The following is a 25,107-nucleotide window of genomic DNA, read 5'->3' on the forward strand; positions in this document are numbered from 1 at the left end:
AGCTCAGGACTGACATAACCCGAGGAGGAATGAAATGAAACTTCTGTTGAAGGCAGTCACGATTGCGTCGGCAATTGTTGCAACCCCGGTGCTTGCCGAAAGCTGGGCATTGGCACCTGAAGGCTCGCATCTGGCCTATGGTACCATCAAGAAAAACACCGTAGGTGAGGTCAATTCCTTCACCAGCCTCAGCGGCCATGTCAGTCCGGATGGCAAGGCCGAAATCGAGATTGATCTGTCTTCTGTCGAAACCAATATCGACATTCGCAACGAACGCATGATCGAGCATGTGTTCCGCAAAGTGGGCACCGCATCCCTGATCGCCCAGTTCGACATGAGCGAGGTTTCGGAATTGGGCGTTGGTGAAACCACCACGGTGGATGCCGAGGCCGTCCTGTCGTTGGCAGGTACAGACGTTTCGTTTGACGCCGAGATGTTCGTGGCCCGTCTGTCCGAAACCTCGGTCATGGTATCGACCAATGACATGGTGTTCCTCAGTACCGAAGACGCAGGGCTGAACGCTGGCGTCGACAAGCTGATGGAGCTGGCCGACCTGCCGGGCATCACCCGGACGGTTCCCGTGACTGCGCGTCTGATTTTCAACATGGACAACAAAAAGGCCGAGGCCGCACCCGCTGCCCCGGTCGCCGTTGCGGCCGCCGCTTTTGAAGGCGACATCAAAGCTGGGAAGAAAGTGTTCCGCAAATGCAGCGCCTGCCACAAACTGGAACGGGATCGCCACGCGGTCGGTCCGTCGCTACATGGTGTCATCGGTGCCACTGCTGGTCAGGCGGACGGGTTCCGGTATTCGGCTTCGCTGCAAAACTCCGGCGTCGTTTGGACCCCGGATACCCTGACTGCCTTCCTGGCCGATCCCAAGGGCGTCGTTCCCGGCAACAAGATGCAGTTCCGCGGCCTGAAAAAGGAAGAAGATATCCTCAATGTCATCGCCTATCTGCAGGTCGAAGCACAGAGCTGATTGACCAATGGTTCAAATTCGCTCAGGCCGCCTCCTTCCCCTTTTCCTCGCAGGCACTGCTGGCTAAGAAGGTCCTCCAGACATTTTCAGGAGGCCCCCTTGGACCGCATTGCCCGCACCATCGCCACCGAGATCAACGCCCGCCCCGAACAGGTGGGCGCAGCGGTGAAACTGCTGGACGAAGGGGCCACCGTCCCCTTTGTCGCCCGCTACCGCAAAGAAGTGACTGGCGGGCTGGACGACACCCAACTGCGCACACTGTCCGACCGCCTGACCTATCTGCGAGAGCTTGAGGCACGACGCGAAACGATCCTTGGCTCGATCAAGGATCAGGGCAAGCTGACCGACGATTTGGCAAAATCCATCGCACGGGCCGACACCAAGGCGCAGTTGGAAGACATCTACCTGCCTTACAAACCCAAGCGTCGCACCAAGGCGATGATCGCTCGCGAAAACGGGCTCGAGCCATTGGCAGATGCCGTTTTGACCGACCGCTCCGCCGATCCCGAAATTCTGGCGCAGGCCTATGTGACCGAGGCGGTTCCAACCACCAAAGACGCCCTGAACGGTGCGCGCGACATCATCACAGAACGGCTGACCGAAAACGCCACCCTCTTGGGCGAGCTGCGCGATTTCATGCAGCGCGAAGCCTTGCTGACCTCGAAGGTGATCGACGGCAAGGAACAGGAAGGCATGAAGTTCAGTGACTATTTCAGCCACACGGAACTTTGGTCCAAAACCCCGTCGCATCGCGCATTGGCGATGCTGCGTGCCTCGAAAGAAGGGATCGTGTCGCTGGATATCGCGCCCGAACCCGAAGCGGGCGCGGCCCGGGCCGAGGCCATTGTCGCCGCCCATCTGAACACACGCGGTGACGGCCCCAGCGATGTCTGGCTGCGTAAGGTGGCAGGATGGACCTGGCGGGTGAAACTGTCCCTGTCGATGATGGTTGAGCTGATGGCGGATCTGCGCGGCCGGGCACAAGACGAGGCCATTCATGTTTTCTCACGAAACCTCAAGGACTTACTGTTTGCCGCCCCGGCCGGAGCCCGGGTGACGCTGGGCCTTGACCCTGGTATCCGAACCGGCGTCAAGGCGGCAGTGGTGGATGCCACGGGCAAGGTGGTTGCTACCGATACGCTATATCCGTTCCAGCCCAAAAACGATCTGCGCGGTGCGCAGGCGACCATCCTGAACCTGGTTGCCACCCACAAGATCGAACTGGTCGCTATTGGCAACGGCACCGCCAGCCGCGAAACCGAGAAGATGGTGGCCGACGCATTGAAGCTGTTGCCCAAAACCGTTAACGCCCCCACCAAGGTGGTTGTGTCCGAAGCCGGCGCGTCCGTCTATTCCGCCTCGGAACTGGCTGCACGCGAGTTTCCCGACCTCGACGTATCCTTGCGCGGTGCCGTGTCCATTGCCCGACGGTTACAGGACCCGCTGGCCGAATTGGTCAAGATCGAACCCAAGTCGATTGGCGTCGGCCAATATCAACACGACGTGGATCAGCATCGGCTGTCACAATCCTTGGCCTCGGTGATCGAGGACGTGGTAAACGCGGTAGGTGTAGATCTAAATACAGCTTCAGCCCCCCTACTCTCTCATGTTTCAGGCCTGGGGCCTGGTCTGGCCGAAGCGATTGTACTTCACCGTGACCTGAATGGCGCGTTTCAATCACGCAAGGAACTGTTGAAAGTGGCGCGTCTCGGTCCACGTGCTTATGAGCAATGTGCGGGCTTTTTGCGCATCCGCGACGGCTCGGAACCGCTGGATGCCTCCTCGGTGCACCCCGAAGCCTATGACGTAGCACGCCGGGTTGTGTCGGCCTGCGGGCGCGATATTCGTCTGATCATGGGCCATGACGGCGCTCTAAAAGGATTGCGGGCCGAGCAATTCGTCGACGACACTTTTGGTCTGCCGACCGTGCGGGACATCTTTACGGAACTTGAAAAACCCGGCCGCGACCCGCGCCCCGGTTTTGTCACCGCCTCGTTCACCGACGGCGTTGAAGACATCACTGATCTGAAGCCGGGGATGGTGTTGGAAGGTACCGTCACCAATGTCGCCGCCTTTGGCGCCTTCGTGGATATCGGCGTGCATCAGGACGGGTTGGTGCATGTCAGCCAACTGGCCGACAGGTTCGTCAAGGACCCGCATGAAGTAGTCAAAACCGGGCAGGTCGTCAAAGTCACAGTGGTCGATGTGGATGTCCCTCGCAAAAGGATCGGACTGACGATGCGGAAGGATGGCGGTGCTTCGGCGCACGAGGATCGGGCTAGCCGTGGCCCGAAAAAGAGCACTGCCCGCACAGAAGTCAAAGGATCGCAGCGCGCAAAATCTGATGGTAATGCACATAACAACGCATTTGCAGATGCACTTAAGTCGGCGATGAAAAACCGTTAATAATCTGAGGGGCTGTGCGCGGCCCCTCTTCCTGACGCTTAAATGAATGCGTCCGGCTCAAGCTCTTCCCAGAAATCGAAGATGGCGTTGGCGTTCAGTCCCGAACGCCAGCCATGGGCGCGAAAATGTTCCCTATCCAGGTCATTATCGAGCCCGGCCAGGAATAGCCGCTTATCCGCGTCCCTCTGTGTCGGGTTTCGCCGCGAAACCAACCCTTCGACAATGGACAATTTGCGCGACCGCTCTGTCCGTTCCGCGGCGCGCGCCGCATAGGCCTGATCCTCCAGCGCCTTCTCGGCCGCGCGCACACGCGCGGCTTCTGCGGCTTCGGGACTGGGTTCAACCGGGGTTTCTTTTTCCGGTGGCTGGTAATCGTCACGCAAAGCCGCAGACAAATACCCCACAGTGGATTTCACATCACCTTGTCCACTGACATAATCCAACTTCTGCTGCACGTAGTCCTCGCCATGTTCAGATATCCATTGACGTGCGAGCCTGTCCGACACACCCCGCTTTCGCAGGGTTTTGTAAACCGGCAGACTCCGGACACCATCACTGTCGTCGATTTCGAACATCGCCTTTTGCGGATTCCCTTTTATCAGAAACCGGATTTCGGTTACCGTCCGCCCCTTTTTTTGAAACTCAGGCTCGATAAGAATGTCCGAGCTTTTGTTCACTTCTGCAACTGCAGGCTTGATGATCTTCGCATTAAGGTGCTTGAAGCTGCTGTAGTAGTCGCTGCCATCCACCCCCATAAGCTTGCGGAAAACATCCAACGCCCACCACCCGGTCGACCCGGTTCTAACGAAACGAAAACAGTTTTCATATAGCGCCAGACCATGGCCCGAGCTAAAGTTCCTTTGGATCTGGACATTGATCAGCGCATAGATTTTTGGGTCGTACAGTTTTTGGGCCAAAGCCGGCGAATATGCATATTCGCATATCCCGTTTTTTAGCTTGGCAAAACTGAGCAGCGAGGACACTCCCCATTCCTGCCGACCCTGTTCGTCCAGCATATCCCACTCGGCAACGGTTTCTGCCAGCGCCCGCAAGCTGGCGCGCAGCGTATCGAAGTCGTTGGAGTTGTAGCCGACCATCATTGCAAGGGTTCGTGCGTCTATCGTGTGCGTCTGGGCGGAGGTCAGAGCGTCATAGGCGTTCAGCAAAAGGACATTGGAAAGTTTACGCTGCAACAACGTAAGTTTGCCGCTGATGTGAATCGCGGCGACGTTTTTCTTGACCGTCTCCCGGCGTAAGGCACCGGCAAGCTGATCCATATCCAATTGTGTTTCCGGCATGATTCTGCCTGGCTGCTCGTTTTGATATTTCTGGCATGAAAAGTACCTGCGGATCAATTCTATTTGGGTACCCATATACAGGAAGAGGGGAATCCTGTATTCGGGTACCTTCTACGGATTTCATCCGAGTTACCCACAAAATGGGTATGTGTAAGTTCTTCAAAAATCTCTGCCGCCGAAAACACAACAACAGAAAGACATGATTTAGGGTCTAAACAACCATTAATTTCAAGGCCCTGCGAATCGGGTCTCTTCTTCACGACAAAAGGTACCTTTTACCCTGTATATGGGTTCCTTTGACACCGGAATCGGGCGCCTTTGGTCCTGTGTTTGGGCACCCAAACCAACTTTACTATTTGTTTTATATAGTTTTTTTCTTCGCAAAGATTCTAAAGCTTCTAAAAATAATAAACTCTTTGTTGGTCTGTTTTCTCCTTTTTTGATTAGTTTCGCGACGAAACCGAGCATTAAGACCGAATTCTGTGGAAAAGCCGCTTTCAGAGGATAGCCTGAGCGATAAATGTTCGCTATGTTGGGAAATATACGCCGATAAGGCGAACATTATCTGAGGCATCGACAGTGAATAAATCTACCCAACCTCCTCTGCCGCCCTATTTGAATCTGGATCCCGAGCTTGCAGCGGAAAAGCTGCCTGATCCTATCGGGACCTCACGATTCGCAAAAGCCGCTACATTTTGTGCCAAAGGGCGCGAAGACTTGGCTCGTCGCGGATACGCCCCGGATGGTGAGAAACGACTGCGCCGGTTCTCGATTTGGGAGATCACCAAATACCTCATCCCGGTGGCGCCGGCCCATTTGCGCCGGGTTCTAAAGGCCAACCCGGATCTGCCCCAAGGGGAGGGCGAAGCCGGTTCGAAATGGTTCACGCTTGAAGAAGTGCTTGCACTCAGAAGGTACTTCGCCGCCGAAGGGGTCAGTACCAAAGAGTACTTGCCTTACCGGCCGGAAGGGTTGCCGGCAAAAGTCGTTGCGGTTGCCAACTTTAAAGGAGGTGTTGGAAAAACGTCGACAGCCGCGCATCTGGCCATGTCTGCCGCGTTGGACGGGTATAAAGTGCTGGTCGTCGATCTGGACAGCCAGGGGTCGATGACCTCCATTCTGGGTGGAAAGATTGCGGATGAATGGCAAACGGTATTTCCCCTGATTGCCAAGGATTATGCGCGGGCCGTGCAGGAAGAGAACCGAATTCGGAATGCCGCAGGCCAGCCCGAAATTCCTCTGGATGAGACCTTGCAGGAAGCGTTGAACACCCTGCCGCGGGACGTAATTCAAAAAACGCACTGGCCCAACATCGATCTTATCGGCGCCCAATTGAACCTTTATTGGGCTGAATTTCAAATTCCAGTGTGGCGTATGGGTCTGCGCAGTTGGCCGCTTTGGGACGGTTTGACCAACTTCCTGCATGACGAAGGCGTCCTGAACGATTACGACATCGTATTTCTGGATACGCCTCCTGCACTTGGGTACCTAACAATTAATGCGCTGGCCGCAGCTGATATACTTTTGGTTCCCTTAGGGGCGTCATTCCTGGAATTTGACTCGACCGGCCGGTTCTTCGACATGCTCTACACGACCTTCGCAAGCATTGAGGATGGCGAAAACGCGGCCCAGCGGGCGGCAGGCCTACCCGAGCTCAAGTTTGAATGGGACGTGGTCAGGGCAATCATCACCCGGTTTGATGCCAGCCAGCAGACAGACATGGCCAACGTTATCCAGGCGTATTTTGGTGATTTCATGAACGCGTACCGGCAGGATTACACAGCATTGGTTGGGCAAGCCGGCGAGCAAGTCAATGGCATTTATGAAGCCGACTACAGGGATTTCAACCGGGACACCTACGTACGGGGTCGAGAGACCTTTGATCGCACTTATGCCGAATTCAAACAGGTTCTGATTGGCTGCTGGTGGCGCGATGCTCAGATGGGAGGAGAAGCAGATGGCTAAACGCAGAAGATTGACCGCTCCGGACACTTCGGAACTGGAGCAGCTTGAGGCCGGTTTCGCGGCGAAACCTTCAATCAGCCCGTTTGAGCCAAAATCATCCACTCCTCCGATTGCTCAGGTTGCGGCTGAGGCCGCGACTTTGAACGGCATGACTGCCGTCACGGATCGCTTGGCACTGGCGCAAGATCAAGGAGACGCAGCCCGTTGGCGAGACGCTCAGGACGCGGGTTTGGTGGCCGAACGGTTGCCGTTGGATCACATTGACGCGGACTTCATTCGCCGAGACCGCATGGTCGAAAACGAAGAGGCCATGGACGAATTGCTGGAGTCGCTGCGCGTTCACGGTTTGCGCACTCCGATTGAGGTGACACGGGATGGGGACGGTTATGGACTGATTTCGGGGTTCCGACGTCTGAACGCCTTTCGACGCCTTTCTGAAACGGATCCGCGATTCAACGACATTCCAGCATTCATCCGTGAGGCAGGTTCTGGTCAGGGCGCCTACGTGTCCATGGTTGAAGAGAATGAGCTCAGGGCAAATCTCAGCCCCTATGAGCGCGGCCGCATCGCAGTACTGGCTTCGGGGCAGGGGGTATTTGCATCCACAGAAGCCGCTGTCGATGTTCTGTTTGCAGCGGCGTCCAAGGCAAAGCGATCCAAGGTTCGCAGTTTTGCGATGGTGCATGAAGCGTTGGGTGACCTGTTGCAACATCCGGTTGCTTTATCTGAAAAGTCTGGCTTGAAGCTGGCCTCGGCGTTGCGGGATGGGGCGCAAACTAAACTGCGTCATGCGTTGGCCGGGGCAGGGGATCTGGACCCAAAATCGGAATTGGCCTTGCTGGAAGCGGCCCTGAAGACATCACCTGCCCAGCCCAAGGACAAGGCACGTGGGGGGCGTCCACAACAGGTACAGCGGCTGTCGCCTGTCGCATTGCCTGGGGGAGGTGATATCTTGGGAGAGGTTTCCGCCGGTGAGTTGCGCATTCGCGTTCGCGGAAAGGATGTCTCAGCCGAAGATGCACAGGTCATCGTGGGGCAGCTTGCTGAATACCTCGGGGGGTTTCGCGACGAAACCTGAGTTTAGATCAAATTGACTGGAGTTTCAGAGAGGAGCCCACTGATGCGCAAAATGTAAAAATTTTGCGCATCAAGCAAACTTCATGCTATATAGGCGGTTTTGGGTTTAGTCGTTTATGAGCCGGTGTGCATACTAGGCGAGGTATATGTTGCAAGCTTTTGGCCATTGCAGTGCGCGCCGCCGACGGGTGGATGACTTTGGGTATTATCAAGTCGAAAGTCAGTTCATGATCTCTTTCGAAGGCGCGCAATATCCTAGGGAAGTGATCCTGTTCTTGGAGTTTTTCTATGTCTGATACGGTGATTCCTATCGAGATCTGGAAGAAATCATGCAAGAGCGCGGCGTATCGGTCGATCACATCACACTGACCCGACGGGTCACGCGGTATTCGGCTGCAATCGCTGAAGCAGCGCGCCGCGGAAAAGGCCATGAGACCGTTCCTGGGGAATGGACGAGACTTGCACAAAGGTGAAAGGCGCGTGGGTCTTTCTCTACCGAGCCGTCGACAAACACGGCAAGACACTTGATGTCATGCTATCCCGGCGCCGCAACAAGCCAGATGCCACGAAGTTCTTCGCCCGAATGTTGGAAGCCGATGGCCTTCCGCGAAAGACCGTCATCGACAAAAGTGGCGCCAATACAGCCGTCATCAAGACAATCAACAAGATGCTCAAGAGCTTTGGCTGCTCGATCTCGATTGAGATGATCAGGCGGAAGTACTTGATCAATACCGTCGAACAGGACCACCGTTTCATTGAGCGGCGAGTTCGACAGATGCTTGGGTTTAAGGCATTCGCGACTGTCGCGGCAGCGCTTGGCGGGATCGAGGTCGCTCACATGATCTGAAAGAGCCTCCTCAAGCCCGGAATCTGTCCTTTCAAACAACTCGCTGAACTGGCTGCCCAACTTCGATTTGATCGCAAGAACAACTTTGCGCTTTCGGAACTTTGCAACATAGCCATCCTATGCTATCGCAGTTCGTGGGCACTCAATGCAGTCAACTTCGTATATTGTAGTATTACTCGTAACCTTAGCCGCCAGCTTTGGTCTTTATTTGGTGTCATACCAATACTTCGTGTCGGAAGAGCTTTCGAAAGCTCAAGGTCGCCTGTCTCTCTACCAAAGTTCGGTGAACGGCGAACTCGAACGATTTTCCCACCTCACATACGTGCTGTCACAGGATTCCTTTGTCGTTAGAACAGCCGAAGGAGACGGCACCGGAGCTTTGAATCGACGGCTCGAGGATTTTGCGGCCCAGGCGGGACTGGATGCAATTTACCTGATGGACGAAGACGGTTTCACCATAGCCGCTTCGAATTTCCGCGATGCCGGGAGCTTCGTTGGCCAGAACTATGCTTTCCGTCCGTATTTCCAAAGTGCCATTTCTGGAAATCAAGGCCGCTTCTACGCCATCGGAGCAACGACTGGTCTGCCGGGATACTTCATTGCTAACGCGGTACTCGACGACCGGGGAGCTTCAACCGGTGTCATAGCAATCAAAATCGATTTTTCAGATCTTCAGGATAGTTGGAAAAACTCAGGCGAACAGGTCCTTTTGGCCAATGAGGACGGTGTTATTCTGCTTTCCTCGAACTCGGATTGGCAATACCGCGTGCTGACGCCATTGACAGAACAGCAGCAAGAACGGATCCGAAAGGCGAGGCAGTTTCCGGGGCAAGACTTAGATCCATTGCAATGGGCTGAGTTGCCGGGCGATCAGGCCAGAATTGCAGGGACAAAACGCCTGCATCTTGCAGCTACGGACTTGCCGCATGGGTGGTCGCTTCACTATTTTGCAAGTGACGACCAAGCCGTAGCGCGTAGTTGGCTTGTAACCGCACTTTTTGTGCTACTGGCAGGACTGGCATTCATCTTTTTCCAGATACAACGCGCAAGACGCGTGAGCGCGGCCTTGGCGCGGTCCGAACAGGAAGAAGCAATGCTCCGCGAAGCCAATGAGCGGCTCGCAATCGAAATTGAAGACCGCAAGACAGCCGAGCGGCGCCTAAAACGCACTCAAGGCGAGTTGGAGCGCGCGAGCCGACTAGCGGCTCTTGGGCAACTTTCTGCGTCTGTCACGCACGAATTGGGACAGCCTATCGCTGCCATGCGCAATCATTTGGTCGCGGCAGAAATCGGTTCTTCAGGTGAAACCAAGCTATCGCAAAAAATTGGAAGCCTGGTTGATAGGATGGAAGGGGTTACGCGCCAATTGCGGTTCTTCGCGCGTTCGGAGAGCGAGGTTTTCGACGACGTAAATCTATGCTCTTCAGTCGACGCCGCTATTGCTCTGGTCGCTCCGAACATTGAGCTGGCTAAGGTAAAAATCTCGTTTGATATGCCGGGCAATCCGGTTTTTGTCCGGGGAAATGCGCTTAGGATCGAACAAGTTATCACTAACCTCGTGCGCAACGCCATCGACGCAACTGACGGAACTAATTCGCCTGAAATTCGTATTACACTAACGGTTTCTGATGATGAGGCTACGCTGGAAATTCAGGACAATGGCCACGGGTTGGGGGGTGCAACGCTGGCTGAGCTGCAAGAACCATTTGTAACGACAAAAGAGAGCGGGCGTGGCATGGGCTTAGGGCTGGCAATTTCAGCCAGTATTGTCAAAGATCACAACGGCAAATTGACGGCACGGAATAGAGACGGAGGCGGAACGGTTTTCCGTGTCGCCTTCCCGATTTCTCTGAAACCCGAAGAAAAGAGAGAATGACCTTGGCGCAACCGTTCAATGTCTTGGTCGTCGACGATGACAAGTCGATGCGACAATCTCTCGTCGAGTTACTCGAAGCTGCCGGTTGGACCGTCAGCGCCGTGCCGCGGGCAACACAGGTAGCGGAGTATCTGACCAACGCCACGCCTGATGCCATCCTTTCGGATGTGCGAATGCCCGGCATGTCGGGTCTTGAACTACTGGCCAGCTTGGACAAACAGGTGGCGCCGCCCGTCGTACTCATCTCTGCGCATGGTGATATTCCAACGGCGGTACAAGCCATCCAGGATGGTGCGTACGGGTTCATCGAAAAGCCATATGAGCCGCGGCGGTTACTCACTGTGCTGACGCACGCGGCCGAGCAAAACCGTATGCGTAAAAGCAATGCGCGGCTGAAGGGCAGGCTGCTAAAACTATCTGGACTGGATCGCATTCTGCTTGGCGAGACTGATGCGATTATAGCTTTGCGACAAGAAATTCTCGACATTGCGGATACCTCTGTCGCGGTCCTTTTGCAGGGAGATACGGGTACCGGAAAGGAACTGGTTGCCCACGCCTTGCACGATCTGGGCGGGTCGCCGGATGCTCCCTTCCTCGCTCTGAACTGTGCCGCGTTGTCCCCCGATACGTTCGAGGCCGAAATGTTTGGGGTCACGGGCGTGTCGGATGGAAGGCTTGTAGCGGCATCGGGCGGAACCTTGTTTCTGGATGAGATCTGCTCTTGCTCACCGGCGGTGCAGGCCAAGCTACTGAGGGTTATCGAAGATCAGCAGGTGCTTCCGGTGGGGGCTGTTTCGCCGGTTCCTGTAAATTTCAGGGTCGTGTCTGCTACCAACGAAGATGTCATATTGGCGGCCGAGGAAGGTCGCCTGCGTCAGGACCTTCTGTTTCGATTGAATACGGTCGTTCTGACCTTGCCTCCGTTACGACAAAGACGGGATGACCTGGTTTTGTTGGCAACGCATTTCCTGAATGAACACGCGCAGGTTTATGAAATCGATGCGCCAGCGCTGGATCGGGACGATCTGGCCGCATTGCTTGCGCACGACTGGCCTGGCAATGTGCGCGAGCTGCGTCATGTCTGCGAGCGGCGTGTTTTGGCGGCCCGACGGGGAGGAGGGTCACTGACGCAGGCTATCCAAAGTGATCAGCATTTCGACGATGTCCCGGATACCTTGCGCGAAGCGGTTGCCGCTTTCGAACGCGAGCTAATCGGCAAAGCCATAAAAGCGCACAAGGGCCGCATGGATGCTGCCGCTGAAGCGCTTGGGATTGGCCGCCGGACACTCAACGAAAAGATCGTCAAACTCGGTCTCGATAAAGAGGCGCTGTTGTAGGCGAAAACACCCTGCGGAAATCCGCAGGGCATCTGGAATTCTGCCCGCATTTTCCTTCATAGTCAGGCCGCCGCTCATTTTGAATACTCCGCCCAAACGAAATGCGTGATCTGGGAGGAGCCACTATGCGCAAACACCTTAACCGGGCGGCCATTGCTGCCTTGTCGCTGACCGTTGCATCCGAAGCACTGGCTGTCGAATGGAACGTGTCTCTGTGGGGCAAGCGTCGCGCCTTCACCGAGCACGTCGAGAAACTTGCCGAATTGGTGAACGAAAAGACTAACGGCGAGTTCATCTTGAACATCAGCTACGGTGGCCTTTCGAAGAACAAGGAAAACCTCGACGGTATTTCGATCGGCGCGTTCGAAATGGCCCAGTTCTGCGCTGGGTATCACCGCGACAAGAACCCCTCGATCACAGTTCTGGAGCTGCCGTTTTTGGGCGTGACTTCGTTGGAGCAAGAAGTCGACCTGTCGATGGCCGTCTATCAACATCCGGCTGTTGTCGAGGATCTGGCCCGCTGGGACGCGACTTTGCTGATGCCGTCACCGTTGCCTCAATACAACCTGGTCGGCGTAGGCAACGCGCCGAAATCTCTATCGGACTTTGAAGGTCTGAGCGTACGGGCAACTGGCGGCATCGGCAAAGCGATGGAGACGGTAGGCGCGGTTCCGACCTCGATGTCCGCGTCCGAAGTGCGTCAGGCAATGGACAGCGGCATCGTCAAAGCCGTCAGCTTTGCACCACACGCGCATATGTCATTCGGCACCATTGAAAACGGCACATGGTGGACGACGAACCTGAACCCCGGCACGGTCAACTGCCCGGTCGTGGTGAACACGATGGCACTGGAAGATCTGTCCGATGAACATCGTGAAGCTCTGCTAGGGTCAGTAGACGAAGCACTGGATCACTACGTTTCCCACTACCAGACCAAAACGATGGAAGCCTGGGGCCCTGAGCTGGATCAACGCGGCATCGAACGAGTCACTTTCAGCGATGAAGAAATCGCAGCCTTCAAAGAAGCCGCTGCCGCACCCGCGGCCGAGGCCTGGATTGCAGAAAACACCAAACGCGGCCTACCGGCACAAGAGCTCTACGACCTTGTGACCGGCAAGATCGCAAACGGCAGCTAATCCACTCACCACCCGGCGTCGGCCAAGCTGGCGTCGGGTGCCCTTTCCCAGATATCGGAGCATACAGATGGCCGGGTCATCCCTGGTGCTGTCCGACGACAGCCGTCTCAGCATTCTCGATCAACGCCTTTACAAATTGGAGAGCGTTTTGGCCCTGGTCAGCGGCCTGGCAGTCTTCTCGCTCATGCTAATGGCGGTCGTCTCAGTCGGTGGTCGTAACATCGCCAACGCGCCGCTGCCCGGTTATGTGGACTGGATCGAGCAGGCTATGCCACTGATCGCCTTTATGGGGATTTCCTATGCGCAGCGTGATGGCGGCCACATTCGAATGGACATGGTCGTGGGCGCGCTAAAAGGGCGGGCACTCTATATCGTCGAATTCGTAACGACCGCCGCCATTCTCGCGCTGATCGTTTTGTTGATCTGGGGAAGCTGGTCGCACTTTTCCCGAAGTTTCGACTTCGGCGCTCCGCTTTGGAGCCGTGACAGTTCCATTGATATTGGTATCCCGCTGTGGCCCGCAAAACTGTTGGTACCTGTCGCCTTCAGTGTCCTTTGCCTAAGGCTTTCTCTGCAGCTTTGGGCCTATGGTCGCGCGATCCGTTATCCCAACAAGTCTCCTATCGCCGTCCCATTAATAGCAGATGCCGCCACGCAGGCTGCAATGGAAGCCGAGCATGTCTCGGGCCACGATAACTGAGGTTTAATCTGATGGAACCCATTGAAATTGGTCTGATTGTCTCGGGCGGTATGCTTGTTCTTGTGGTGTTGGGGATGCGCGTGGCCTTTGCCGCTGCGACCGCTGGCATGGTTGGTTTGATCTGGATCTTCTGGGCCAAGTTTGGGTACGACCCGGCGCGTTTCGGAAAGGCTGTGACCGTGGCCGTCAAAACTGCGGGGCAGGTGCCACATTCCAAGATTTCGAGTCAGGCGCTGAGCCTTATTCCGACCTTCATCCTGATTGGCTATCTCGCCTATTACGCCGGCCTGACCAAAGCACTGTTCGAGGCGGCCAAGCGATGGCTGGCTTGGGTCCCGGGCGGGCTGGCGGTCTCGACCGTTTTTGCAACCGCTGGGTTCGCCGCAGTGTCCGGAGCCTCGGTTGCCACGTCCGCCGTGTTCGCCCGTATCGCCATACCAGAGATGCTGAAGATCGGGTATGATAAGCGCTTTGCTGCGGGTGTTGTCGCTGCAGGCGGCACGCTGGCTTCACTCATCCCGCCCTCGGCCATTCTGGTTATCTACGCGATTATCGTGGAACAAGACGTGGGCAAGCTGCTGTTGGCCGGTTTCATTCCGGGCATGTTTTCTGCAGTGATCTATGGTTTGCTGATCATTGGCATGGCTGTCGTGATCAAAGGTTTCGGTCCCGCAGTTACAGGCTTTACGTGGAAAGAACGTTTCCTGTCTCTACCGCCCGCTTTGCCCATAGTGGTCGTAGTGGTGACCATCATCTTCTTTGTCTATAACCCATTCGGGGGTGATGCCTGGGGCACGCCAACCGAAGGCGGCGCAATTGGAGCCTTCGTGGTGTTCCTGATGGCGCTGTATCAGGGCATGCGCTGGTCGGAGCTTAAAGACGCGCTGTTGGAAACTGCAAAGCTGAGCGTCATGATCTTCACCATTATCTGGGGCGTGTTGGTTTACGTTCGTTTTCTCGGATTTGCCGAGCTTCCCAACGCATTTTCCGACTGGATCACTTCGCTTGAGATGTCACCGATGCTGATCCTGATCTGCATTCTTTTGGCGTATGCCGTTCTGGGCATGTTCATGGATGCGATCGGAATGCTCTTGCTGACGTTGCCGGTTGTTTACCCTGCCGTGATGGCTCTGAACGGTGGCGAGGCCGTTAGCGCAGCCGACAGTACCTTCGGGATGTCCGGCCCTATGTGCGCCATCTGGTTCGGAATTTTGGTCGTAAAAATGGCCGAGTTTTGCCTGATCACTCCGCCTATCGGGCTGAATTGCTTTGTCGTGGCTGGCGTGCGTGAAGACTTAAGCGTTCAGGATGTTTTTAAAGGAGTAACACCCTTCTTTCTGGCGGATGCCGCAACTATCGCGATGCTCGTTGCTTTCCCTGCTATCGTTCTATGGCTTCCCGGACAAGTTTGAACGACATGGGATGATCTTGGAGTGGGGTTTGCCAGTGCAGCTAAGGTCTGGATCTGTCTGTTGCGCTGCAGAAAACATGATACTTGATCAATGCCCGGTTTGGGCTGCTCGCTACCTTTGAGAGTGGGTGCTATCCTGTCACTCGCCGCGCCAGAACTGATAATCCGCTCCCGTATTTTAGCGGCAGAGGAGCATGGTTTCTTTCAGACCGGAGCACATACCCGCAAGGCATCGAGAATTGCGGCGTGCAAGTTTCGGCTTGTAACTGCGTCGCCAATGCGGCCCAGATAGAAGTGGCCGCTCAGATTAGTGTCGGCGAATGGAAACGTCCCGCCGATGATCGCCTTTTGATCAACCTGCCCATTGTTGCGCGAGCCTGGTTTGAGGTCGTGATAGAGTTCGACCATCGGGGACGAACCATGTTCAACGACCACGTAATCAACAAGACGTTCAGTGAGGTCAGCCGTTAACGCATGACGCAAGCTGGCGCGAACTCGACCGCCTTCGCGGGCGAGAGAGGTTAACTCCTGTAGACAGGTAAAGGCGACTCCGTTGTCGGCCAGATTGCGCAATGCGACAGAAGAGGTCGTTGGGCCAAGATCATGCAGAAGGGACCGGTCTGGGGTAACGAGATTGACGCTGCAACCGGTTCCTGCCAACGCATCAGCCGTGACGGCCGCAGGGTGGTCGCCGACCTCGTCAAACAACAGCACCTCGCCCGAGACACGCACCTCACCGGACAACACCTCCCAACTGGATATCGCCAGGTCACCGCCTGGGATGGCTAAAGTTTCGGGCCAGCCGCCTGTCGCTATGATGACGACATCGGGGGCTTCCGATAGAACGTCATCGGCTTCGGCATAGGTGTTCAGACGGATATCGACCCCAAGCACCTTCACTTCGGAAATCAACCAGTCAGCGACGCCCCAGACCTGTCTGCGCGTCATCCCCTTGGCGGCCAGAACCAACTGCCCGCCCAGACGATCCGATGCCTCAAACAGCACTACGTCGTGACCGCGCAGGGCGCAGACCCGCGCGGCCTCCAGCCCTCCAGGCCCGCCGCCGCCGACAACTACTTTCTTTCGGTTGTCGCTGACGGTGATGATATGAGGCAAGGTCTACTCCCTCCCCATGGCGACATTGTGCCCGCACACGGCAGGTTTGCCCTGATTGACCCGATCCACGCAGTAGCCCAAGCCGACACAGGGGCGGATGCGCTCTTCTTCCCTGCGCGCGAGTTTTTCCACCAGATGGGGATCAGCCATCTGTGCGCGGGTCATGCCCACCAGATCGACATGGCCGCCGGAGACCGCGTGGCGGGCCGTGGCAATATCCGCAATCCCTCCGGCGTGCAGTATCGGCAGATCGACGGCATCACGGATGCGCCCAGCCACGGTGATATGTGGAGCCGCCGGCAGGCCCATGGGTCGAACCCATTCAGCCAAACCCAGATCATCGTAAGGCGCGCCGGCAAGGATGTTGAGCAGGTCGACATGACCGGAGGTTTCCAGCATCCGGGCGGCGGCAATGCAATCTTCGGCGTTCAGCCCTCCTTCGGTCAGTTCGTCTCCGGTGATGCGCATCGACAGGATGAAATCGGGGCCGACTTCAGCACGCACCGCGTCAAGCACCTGTAGAGTCAGCTGCATTCGGTTCTCCAACGTCCCGCCATAGTCATCGTCGCGCTTGTTGGTAAGCGGGGACAGAAATTGCCCCAGAAGATGTGAGTGGGACAGAATCTCGATCCCGTCGAACCCGCCCTGCTGACAGCGTCGCGCAGCAGCTGCGAATTCGCCAATCACGCGGTCAATGTCCTCTTGTTCCATTGCTTTGGGAAAGGCGCAGTGAGCGCGCTCGCGGATGCCGGACGGGGCCAGGACTGGCACCAATTCCCATCATCCCAAGCTGTGCGGCGCCCCATATGGGTGATCTGACACATGATGGCGGCACCATGTTCGTGAACGCCATCCGTAAGTTTCCGAAACCATGGAATGATACTGTCATCGCCGGCATAGAGCTGGCCGAACACCGATGGGCTATCAGGGGCGATGTTGGTCGATCCGCCGGGGCGACCCCGCCCTTGGCCTTTTCTTCGTGATACAACCTGTAACGGTCCCTGGGATGGCCATCTTCGACAAAATTCGGTGCATGGGATGTGCTTACAATACGGTTGCGCAAAGCCAGGTGTTTCAGTTGAAACGGATCAAGTAGATTTGCCACTTTCGCATCCTTTCGACCAAGTCTTCTGATTGAAAACCGCCTTGGGTCAGGCCCGCTGGTCAGCATCAATACGTGATGAGGTTTGTTGTCGAATGTACGCTACTTGGGAAGCAACGCTTAAGAATTCGCTGCTTTCGACATAGCTGTATGAAAAGACGACGTGACCAGGAGACTCAAATGTGGAGAATTCGTTGCGCAAGGACGGACCCCAGACTGGTGCCAACTTATTCCACCAAGGTCAGCTAAGGGCCTTGAGCACGTGTATTCCTAAATTGGAGGTGCGTCGCGTGCTGTGAACAACTGTCCGGCCACAACCCTTTCGCGATGTATCATGTACAGCCCTGCACTGATGATGAAGGCAATTCCATACAGGCTACCGGAGGTGCAATACTGAACCTCCCGGTGCTTTGAAACTTGAGTTTACCGAACGACTTTCAACTGCCGTTACAATGCCACGCAATAGTTGCGCGCAATTCTCATTCTGAAACCCACAGTTTTGAGAACAGGTCAGCTGCCGCAGCCAGCGCAAAAAAGTTTTACGCGGCGTCAAATTGTTGAAGCCGATCTAATAACGAAACCGTGAATTCCTATGTGTGCAGTGTTCAGGGAATGGCCAATCTAAACGCTCGTTACTCAGGCCAATGTCCATAATTTGAGGGGAAGCGATAATGAAGAAACTCGTTCTCGTTGCTGTACTTGGCTTAACTGCGTGCACTCAGTACCCGCTGCAAAAACCGCTTGCAGTGGACGGCACAAGAAATGCGAGCTTTGCTTCGGACGAGGCACACTGCACCGCTCTGGCGATAAACTATCAATCCGGCAAAAGGGGAATGGACACGACATTTGGCGCAATCGACGGTGCGCTCACCGGCGCCATGATCGGAGATGGCTATGACGCTCTCGGTGGGGCAGTCGCTGGCGGGATACTTGGCTCCGTCAAGGGTCAATACAATGACGAGTTGATCCAGCGCCAGGTTCTGGTGAATTGCATGCAAGCCCGTGGGCACAGCGTTATTGGATAGGGGGGCAAAATCAGTTTATCGACGCAGACTGTCAGCATCAGGTTATTACTGTAGGCCCTGAAAGCATGTCGCGAACCTTTTGGACAGTTTCCGTGCGACATTCTAAAAATTGAAGCACCCGATCTTCCAACATGTCGTCCTTCGAAACACATTACGGAGTTTCCAAATGAAAAATACTGCTCGAAGATTATTGGCCGGGATCTGCGGCATCTGCGCTGTATCAGCAATGACAGTATCTGCCGATGCTTGCACTCGGTTACTCTACAAAACCGGAGCGGACAGTTTCATCACGGCCAGAAGTATGGACTGGTTCGAGGATGTAGGATCAGATTTCTGGGCATTTCCCAAGGGCATGGAGCGTGACGGAGGTTTGGGCGAAGGTTCGATTGTATGGGTTTCCAAATTTGGATCGATCACCTTGTCGGGCTATGACATCGGCACCGTAGACGGCATGAACGAAGCCGGGCTTGTTGCAAACCTGCTTTATTTGGCCGAAGCCGATTACGGTGAAGCAGAAGGCAGACCAACGCTGTCCGTCGGCGCCTGGGCCCAATATGCGCTCGACAACTACGCGACGGTCGCAGAAGCGGTTGAAGGCTTGTCGGCACAGCCATTCAACATGGTGGCACCGCGCCTTCCCAACGGTCACGAAGCTGGCTTACATCTTTCGCTGTCTGACAAAAGTGGGGATTCTGCGATCTTCGAATACGTCGGTGGCGAACTTATTGTGCATCACGGTGACGAATACCGGGTCATGACAAACTCGCCAACTTATGATGAGCAACTTGCTTTGACGGCCTATTGGGATCAGGTCGGGGGCTTGTCTATGTTGCCGGGCACAAATCGTGCGGCAGATCGATTTACACGTGCAGATTTTTACCTTGATACGGTGCCTGAGTTCGAGGATCCCCGAATGGCAACCGCAGCCGCGTTTTCCATTATTCGTAATGTCTCGGTTCCCCTCGGAATTACTGACCCAAATGCACCAAATCTCGCAACGACAGTTTGGCGCTCGGTCGCAGATCACGAGAGTGGAAGATACTACTTTGAGTCTGCCATTAGCCCCAATGTGTTTTGGGTGGATATCAATAAGCTTGACCTGACAGACGGTAGCGAGCCTCAAAAACTGGAGTTAAAGGGACATCCGATTCTGGCGGGTGACGTGTCCGAAGAATTCGCGCCCGCTGAACCGTTCAAATGGCTTGCACCCTAAGTGTACCCATTATGATGCCAAGGGAGTTTCGTCCGGGGTTGGCTCGATGACCAAGACTGCGAATAAGTCCTGGAAATTGAGCCGCCCGGCGGAACGGAAATGCAGCCGATTAGATGTTGGATCTGAAAGCGGCCATTCGTTCCGTTAGTTTGGACGTCGGCTTTGTCGCACAGAGCAGACGTTCTACTCCTTATTGTGATACTTGAATGTCTACTTCGAGCCCAGAATGACCGATGCCGCGCTATGTACTAAGGTCCGCTTTGTTCGCTCTCAAAGGCGCCGCGTTTCCTTGCGCGCTTGAAAAAGGTGTGCGAAGCCCCGTTGCTGCTTGTTGTCAAATCGTTGGGGCGGGTGCAGAGGTCTCCGGCGATTGCCCGTCCTCAGTGTTTTAGTTCGGCTTGATCTGACGAGCCTCAGATCTTCTTGGTAACACAGCGTTTTCAGACTGGCTGAAAAACATAGCTGCTGGATAACGACGGACACGCACGGATGTTGATTGCGAATAGAGAGCAGGCAAAAAATGGGTTATTCGCAAACGTTGGACTAACGGTTACATTAGAGTTATCATCGTGCAAAAATGTGCAGACGGTAAATTGAGGTCAGGCGGGTGGGTTCAAGCTGCTTAGGTAATAGCGGCGGTGGATTGGCCTGAACAAGGGTTATGGCAAATATCTTCGGTGCATTTCGGACGGATACGACGCTGACCACGGCTCAGGCCCAATTCGGCGGTGTTGGTACCACATTTCAGATCTCCTCATACAGTACGATCACCATCACTGATGGCGTTGACCCGAACATCATCGAAGGAGATGGAGTAACCAATGAGGTTCCCGACGACACCACGCAAACCTATCTGGGGAATGCGATTGCTTGGGACTATAATTACGAAGTCACAGATGGCACCAATACCTATACGATTGGCGTTTTCGACTATGATTCCAGCGGCAACAATGCGTTTGGCGGCGGAGCCGAACAAGGGTTCTTCATCGGCTTCTTAGGAGATGTCCCACCACTCGACACAGTACTTACGATTACGGCGTTGGGTGACGGAGCGTTTGCTAGTCCAATCGTAAATCTGCCTGTTTCCGACTTTGTTCCCTGTTTCGTCGGCGGAACGAATGTTCGCTTAAGAGACGGTCAAAAAGCGGTTGATGATTTGAAAGCCGGCGATCAGGTCGAAGTTTTCGATCCCACGGGTGAGGGACCCGGTTTTGCTACCCTGCTGCGCGTGTTTCGTCGCAGAATTTCTGCCTCGGAACTAGCTGCGAACCCCAAGTTGCGCCCGGTTCGTATCAGTGCTGGAGCCTTGGGTCACGGCTTGCCCCGGCGTGATCTTGTGGTGTCTCGACAGCACCGGATGTTGGTGTCTTCAAAGATTGTCGAGCGTATGTTTAGGATTTCCGAGGTTTTGGTGCCCGCGGTCAATTTAACGGCACTGCCCGGTATTTTCGTTGATCAGGAAGTGGAGAGCGTCGAGTATTTTCACCTTCTTTTTAATCAGCACGAGGTGATCTATGCCGAGGACGCACCGTCGGAAAGCCTGTTTACCGGACCGGAGGTGCTCAAGGCTATCAGTGCGGATGCACGTTCAGAAATCCTGAGCATCTTTCCTGAGCTTGCCGAATTAGAATGCGCCCCGAAACCCGCACTCCCAATCCCATCCGCGAAGCTGCAAAAGCAATTGATTGCACGTCACATCAAGAATGAAAAATCGCTTCTGTCCGGCCACCACGCGCACTAGAAGCAGAGGTTTTTGCAGGATAGATCTGCTTCCAAGGTTCCGCAAAGCCCTTACTCAATGCCTTTCTGAGAGCACTATCGATGCGCGATTCAAATGCAGTATGTTGTCTCGGTTTGCGCTCGCGGCGAAGTCCGGGTTGACGGGCCGCACCGCAGCATTTGCGTTGCCCGCTGAACTGCAGGTATGAGCCGCCCTCTACGTCTCTTTAGGCTGAGTTGTCCTTTGACTCAGCTATGCATCCGCTGTCCGCAAACTACGCAACAGCCGCCGTTTGTTCATAACTACTTTGTGTTCGTGCCAAAGCGGCCGATACTCTAACCTTTGGGAATCTGAAACTCGAAACACTAACTCAAAGGTTTGTGGCATTCAGCACAAAAGTAAGGACATCGGCCATGCTGTGCAAAATAGGTGACGTTGAAGTTTGGCGTATTCTGGAAATCCATGCTCCTTTTCTGGCCACAGAGCAGTTGTTTCCCAATGCCGGACCAGATGTCCGGGCCATTGTCGAAGCGCATGTGCCCGGCGGTGTTTGTACTCAGTCCGGGCGGCTGATCCTGCCGATTCAGGGTTTTCTGTTAAAAACGCCAGCGCATAACATCCTGGTCGACAGCTGCGTCGGCAATGACAAAACCCTGCCGCGGCGACCGGATTGGCACAAGCGATCAAGTCAGCGGTTTATCGCAGGCCTAACGGCGGCAGGACTGGATGTGGGGGATATCGACTATGTTCTGTGCACTCATCTGCACGCCGATCATGTTGGCTGGAACACGCGGCTTGAGGACGGGCGCTGGGTTCCGACTTTTCCGAATGCGCGTTATCTGATGCCTGCGGCGGACGAGGCGTATCAGCGCGAGGACAACAGCGACCTCTATGTTGAAAGCGTTCTGCCCGTCATTGAAGCCGGGCAGGCGGAACTGGTGGAAACAGGGCACATGCTGGGCGATCATGTCACCCTGATTCCCACGCCGGGCCATACCCCCGGCCATGTGTCGGTCGCAATTGCCAGCGGTTACCAGCGCGCCCTTATTACCGGCGATGCGATCCATACAACCGCGCAGTGCTGGCACCCCGAGTGGCATTTCAAGTTCGACTCCGATGCAGAGAAAGCCGTGGCATCCCGCCGGAGACTGTTGGAAAGCGCCTCGGAGACAGGGTGCCTTGTGCTGGGGAACCACTTCGCCTTGCCGTCATTGGGTCGGGTGAAGGCGGACAAGGGCTCGTTTTGCTGGAAAGAGTAGTCAAGGTTGTATTGAGATGCGCGCTGATTTGTTATCGGATGGTAGCTATCACGAAGCTTGAGGCGCCGCGCCGCAAGTTTAGATAAACCTCATAGGATGTTGGCAGTTAGCCCGGAATGGCCAATGCTGCGTGATGCTTCATTTGCCGCAGGCTGTACCAAACCCGCCGTTCGGCTGTACTGAATACCTAGCATATCTGGCCAACCGCTTCCTACACTATGATTGCGCGTCTCCAACGCATCGCTAACGTCCTGTGTATGAAAAAATATCACTGGCAAGTGCCTTTGCGGCGCGGTCACATACAGCGTTGATAGCCGCTCGTCGTCGTTGCTCAATGCCATTGTGAAGAGTGTCGTCGCTTGATTGGGACAGGTCATATGGTGGGTGAATGTTTGTGTTCCAGTGCGGTTGCTGTGAGCGGAAAGCTGAGTGAATACAGTTCTTCTTCCGACGCGGGTTGGGAAGTCTCAAAGGCATTCTGTGTGAATTGCGGCAGTCCAATTAATGGTAGAAACACGCGACTACCTGATCATCTAACGCTGTCGCTTGGTACATTTGACGATGCCAGTGGGCTAGACGTTGAGGTTGTCATCTTTGAGCGTGACAAACCTCATTGGGATCATCTGGGCAAAGATGTCGTCTCTTTTGCGACGCAGCCAGATTGGAAAACTGACAACTAAGTCGAGGCAGTGACAATGGTGTTTGAGCAGGCCAATTTCTTTCTAGCCGAGAAGAGTTAAAATCAGATTTTGGGGCGAACGCAGCATAGCGAACCGTGGGTGAACGGCAGCTCAGGGCCGTCCCTTACGATGATCCTTGGCCAAACATGCTGCGACCGATCCAATGGCGGTAAAGAGCCCAGAGTGGCCATTACCGTGCCAGTTGAATGCTGCGGATGCATTCGGCAGCTACGACCCCAGAGCGGACCCAACAATAATCTGAACATATTCCCGGTAAATGATCTGCACCCTAGTTTCAAAGCCACAAGACAAGTTGGTTTTCTTGATTTCAATCAGTTATATTCGAATGTGATCACTTGGATGCGGGGGGACAGGTGAACAGTTCTATTTCTGATGAGGCGATGGCGAGGCTCCCATTTTGGGTAACACCTCCGGGGGAAACAGACGGTTTTCTGATCGTTGTTGGATTGGTTCTAGTCATAGTGCTGTTGGGTTTTGGTGCACTCTACTTCACCGTGCAAGCCATTCCCGACCGCATGGCCGCCGGTGCTCATAAGGTACAAATGCAGTTGGTCGGCGTGCTTGGGTTGATCTCTCTCTTCACCCTGAACAACGCCTTTTGGATCGCGGCAATTCTGATCGCTGCCGTGCCGTTGCATGAAATCTTTCCACTCGAGTCCGAAGTAGACGTCTCGGAGAGCGACGATGCTTGAGTTAGTCTTCTCTGCGCTGATCACAATCGTACCGGACTATCTGTATCGCCGCTACAAGCAAGGCAAGCGGTGGGGCCAAGAAATAACCCTGTTCAATGTCTGGTATGAATTGCGGTGGGGTTTGACCGCCTGCGCAATACTGGCCGTGACATTGATCACGGTGATCTTCTATTTCCACCCCTCTACGAGGAATGTTTCTGCCGCGTTTCGCACGGTTACCATTCTGTCGGATCGTGCGGGGCGGGTCGCGGAAGTCTACGTTGCCAATAATGAAGACGTTATAGCTGGCGAGGCTATTTTTCGACTAGACACAACGCGGCAGGAGGCAGCAGCGGAAACGGCTCAGCGTCGTATCGAGGAGATTGAGGCGGCTTTGGGTCTAACCGCAACGGAAGTCTCGAGCGCCACCGCTCGGGTTGAGGCGACAGAAGCTGACCTTGCTCAGGCTACGAGCGATTTGGAGCGACGCCTGGAGCTAGCGGAGCGAAACAACACCGTTGTTAGTGAACAGGAACTGGAACGCTTGCAAACAGCAGTATCCGGTGCGGAAAGTCAGCGCTCAGCCGCTGTTGCCTCTCTGGATGGTGCCAAATTGCGCCAAACCACTCTTCTTCCTGCACAGCTTGAAACTGCGCGAGCGGTTCTGAGAGAGGCTGAGAACGAGGTATCGAAATCCACCGTGTTTGCCGAGGTGGATGGGACGGTTACGCAGTTCCTCCTAAAGCCGGGTGATATCGTTAATCCAATTCTACGCCCTGCAGGGATTTTGGTGCCTGAGGTCACGGGACAAGGGCGTTTTATCGCGGCTTTTGGTCAGATTTCTGCAAGTGTGCTTAAGCCGGGTATGCTGGTGGAAATTACCTGTGCGTCTAAACCGTTGACCATAATCCCAATGGTTGTGGGCGACGTGCAAGAGGCGATTGCTGCAGGGCAGTTCCGACCGGGGGATGCGCTGCTGGATCAGCAGGATCGAGCGCGACCCGGTACAATTACAGCATTCCTAGCACCTATTTTCCCACAGCATCTTGATAGCATCCCGCCCGGTAGTGCGTGCGTTGGCGTTGCTTATACGAGCCGAGCAAAGGAAATCGACGCCGGTGAAATCACGGGCCTGTCTGCTTTCATCGCAAGGATTGTGGATGGCATGGGTATAGCGAATGCAATTGTCTTGCGTGCACAGGCCATTCTGCTTCCTGTCAAGACATTGGTATTCAATTAGGCCCCCAACTGGCAGAGAGGTAGTGTTT

General features: G+C 55.1%; 19 protein-coding genes and 2 pseudogenes. 18 read left to right on the forward strand and 3 right to left on the reverse strand.

Features of this window, described 5'->3' with window-relative positions:
• The first annotated feature begins 34 nt into the window (after positions 1-34).
• Positions 35-979 (forward strand): c-type cytochrome, encoded by a 945-nt coding sequence (locus AC2FEE_RS03620; protein WP_496863111.1) that lies wholly within the window; start codon positions 35-37, stop codon positions 977-979.
• 99 nt (positions 980-1,078) lie between these two features.
• Positions 1,079-3,385, forward strand: a complete 2,307-nt coding sequence (locus AC2FEE_RS03625; RefSeq protein ID WP_496863112.1) for a Tex family protein — start codon at positions 1,079-1,081, stop codon at positions 3,383-3,385.
• Positions 3,386-3,423: 38 nt separating this feature from the next.
• On the opposite strand, the gene AC2FEE_RS03630 is transcribed toward AC2FEE_RS03625, so the two are convergent.
• Positions 3,424-4,683 (reverse strand): replication initiation protein, encoded by a 1,260-nt coding sequence (locus AC2FEE_RS03630; RefSeq protein ID WP_496863113.1) that lies wholly within the window; start codon positions 4,681-4,683, stop codon positions 3,424-3,426.
• Between the two features lie 579 nt (positions 4,684-5,262).
• On the opposite strand from AC2FEE_RS03630, the gene AC2FEE_RS03635 reads away from it, so the two are divergent.
• From AC2FEE_RS03635 to AC2FEE_RS03670, 8 genes and pseudogenes are all read left to right on the forward strand, one after another.
• Positions 5,263-6,648 carry an AAA family ATPase gene (locus tag AC2FEE_RS03635; RefSeq protein ID WP_496863114.1) on the forward strand — a complete coding sequence of 462 codons (1,386 nt, stop codon included), beginning with the start codon at positions 5,263-5,265 and terminating at the stop codon, positions 6,646-6,648.
• On the forward strand, positions 6,641-7,726 hold the full coding sequence (locus AC2FEE_RS03640; protein ID WP_496863116.1) for a ParB/RepB/Spo0J family partition protein: 1,086 nt from the start codon (positions 6,641-6,643) through the stop codon (positions 7,724-7,726). The genes AC2FEE_RS03635 and AC2FEE_RS03640 overlap by 8 nt, the downstream gene beginning before the upstream one ends.
• 226 nt (positions 7,727-7,952) lie before the next feature.
• A pseudogene (locus AC2FEE_RS03645) lies at positions 7,953-8,572 on the forward strand (IS6 family transposase).
• A 145-nt stretch (positions 8,573-8,717) separates the two neighbouring features.
• Positions 8,718-10,448, forward strand: a complete 1,731-nt coding sequence (locus AC2FEE_RS03650; protein WP_496863117.1) for a sensor histidine kinase — start codon at positions 8,718-8,720, stop codon at positions 10,446-10,448.
• The gene (locus AC2FEE_RS03655) at positions 10,445-11,785 is read left to right on the forward strand and encodes a sigma-54-dependent transcriptional regulator (protein WP_496863118.1); all 1,341 of its coding nucleotides are present in this window, start codon (positions 10,445-10,447) and stop codon (positions 11,783-11,785) included. The genes AC2FEE_RS03650 and AC2FEE_RS03655 overlap by 4 nt, the downstream gene beginning before the upstream one ends.
• Before the next feature lie 125 nt (positions 11,786-11,910).
• Positions 11,911-12,921, forward strand: coding sequence for a TRAP transporter substrate-binding protein DctP (dctP, locus tag AC2FEE_RS03660; RefSeq protein WP_496863119.1), 1,011 nt, complete (start codon positions 11,911-11,913; stop codon positions 12,919-12,921).
• A 67-nt stretch (positions 12,922-12,988) separates the two neighbouring features.
• A complete protein-coding gene (locus AC2FEE_RS03665) occupies positions 12,989-13,621 on the forward strand; it encodes a TRAP transporter small permease (protein ID WP_496863120.1) in 633 nt (210 codons plus the stop codon).
• An 11-nt stretch (positions 13,622-13,632) separates the two neighbouring features.
• Positions 13,633-15,033, forward strand: a complete 1,401-nt coding sequence (locus tag AC2FEE_RS03670; protein ID WP_496863121.1) for a TRAP transporter large permease — start codon at positions 13,633-13,635, stop codon at positions 15,031-15,033.
• 203 nt (positions 15,034-15,236) lie between these two features.
• Here the strand turns inward: AC2FEE_RS03670 and AC2FEE_RS03675 are convergent, their stop codons facing one another.
• Positions 15,237-16,148 carry an FAD-dependent oxidoreductase gene (locus tag AC2FEE_RS03675; protein WP_496863123.1) on the reverse strand — a complete coding sequence of 304 codons (912 nt, stop codon included), beginning with the start codon at positions 16,146-16,148 and terminating at the stop codon, positions 15,237-15,239.
• Between the two features lie 3 nt (positions 16,149-16,151).
• A complete protein-coding gene (locus AC2FEE_RS03680; protein ID WP_496863125.1) occupies positions 16,152-16,919 on the reverse strand; it encodes an oxidoreductase in 768 nt (255 codons plus the stop codon).
• Positions 16,920-16,954: 35 nt separating this feature from the next.
• Between AC2FEE_RS03680 and AC2FEE_RS03685 the strand changes: the two genes are divergently transcribed.
• From AC2FEE_RS03685 to AC2FEE_RS03720, 8 genes and pseudogenes are all read left to right on the forward strand, one after another.
• Positions 16,955-17,131, forward strand: a complete 177-nt coding sequence (locus AC2FEE_RS03685; RefSeq protein ID WP_496863127.1) for a hypothetical protein — start codon at positions 16,955-16,957, stop codon at positions 17,129-17,131.
• Between the two features lie 790 nt (positions 17,132-17,921).
• Positions 17,922-18,275, forward strand: coding sequence for a hypothetical protein (locus AC2FEE_RS03690; RefSeq protein ID WP_496863128.1), 354 nt, complete (start codon positions 17,922-17,924; stop codon positions 18,273-18,275).
• A gap of 109 nt (positions 18,276-18,384) precedes the next feature.
• On the forward strand, positions 18,385-19,488 hold the full coding sequence (locus tag AC2FEE_RS03695) for a linear amide C-N hydrolase (protein ID WP_496863130.1): 1,104 nt from the start codon (positions 18,385-18,387) through the stop codon (positions 19,486-19,488).
• Positions 19,489-20,149: 661 nt separating this feature from the next.
• On the forward strand, positions 20,150-21,229 hold the full coding sequence (locus AC2FEE_RS03700) for a Hint domain-containing protein (RefSeq protein WP_496863131.1): 1,080 nt from the start codon (positions 20,150-20,152) through the stop codon (positions 21,227-21,229).
• A gap of 392 nt (positions 21,230-21,621) precedes the next feature.
• Positions 21,622-22,467, forward strand: a complete 846-nt coding sequence (locus AC2FEE_RS03705) for an MBL fold metallo-hydrolase (protein ID WP_496863133.1) — start codon at positions 21,622-21,624, stop codon at positions 22,465-22,467.
• A gap of 335 nt (positions 22,468-22,802) precedes the next feature.
• Positions 22,803-23,147 (forward strand): annotated as a pseudogene (locus AC2FEE_RS03710) (GFA family protein); the annotation flags it as partial.
• A gap of 374 nt (positions 23,148-23,521) precedes the next feature.
• Complete coding sequence (locus AC2FEE_RS03715; RefSeq protein WP_496863135.1) at positions 23,522-23,860, forward strand: hypothetical protein; 339 nt, start codon at positions 23,522-23,524, stop codon at positions 23,858-23,860.
• Positions 23,853-25,079, forward strand: coding sequence for an HlyD family secretion protein (locus AC2FEE_RS03720; RefSeq protein WP_496863136.1), 1,227 nt, complete (start codon positions 23,853-23,855; stop codon positions 25,077-25,079). Before AC2FEE_RS03715 ends, AC2FEE_RS03720 begins: the two co-directional genes overlap by 8 nt.
• Positions 25,080-25,107 lie beyond the last annotated feature (28 nt).

The organism is Ruegeria sp. YTSC199, assembly GCF_059609725.1.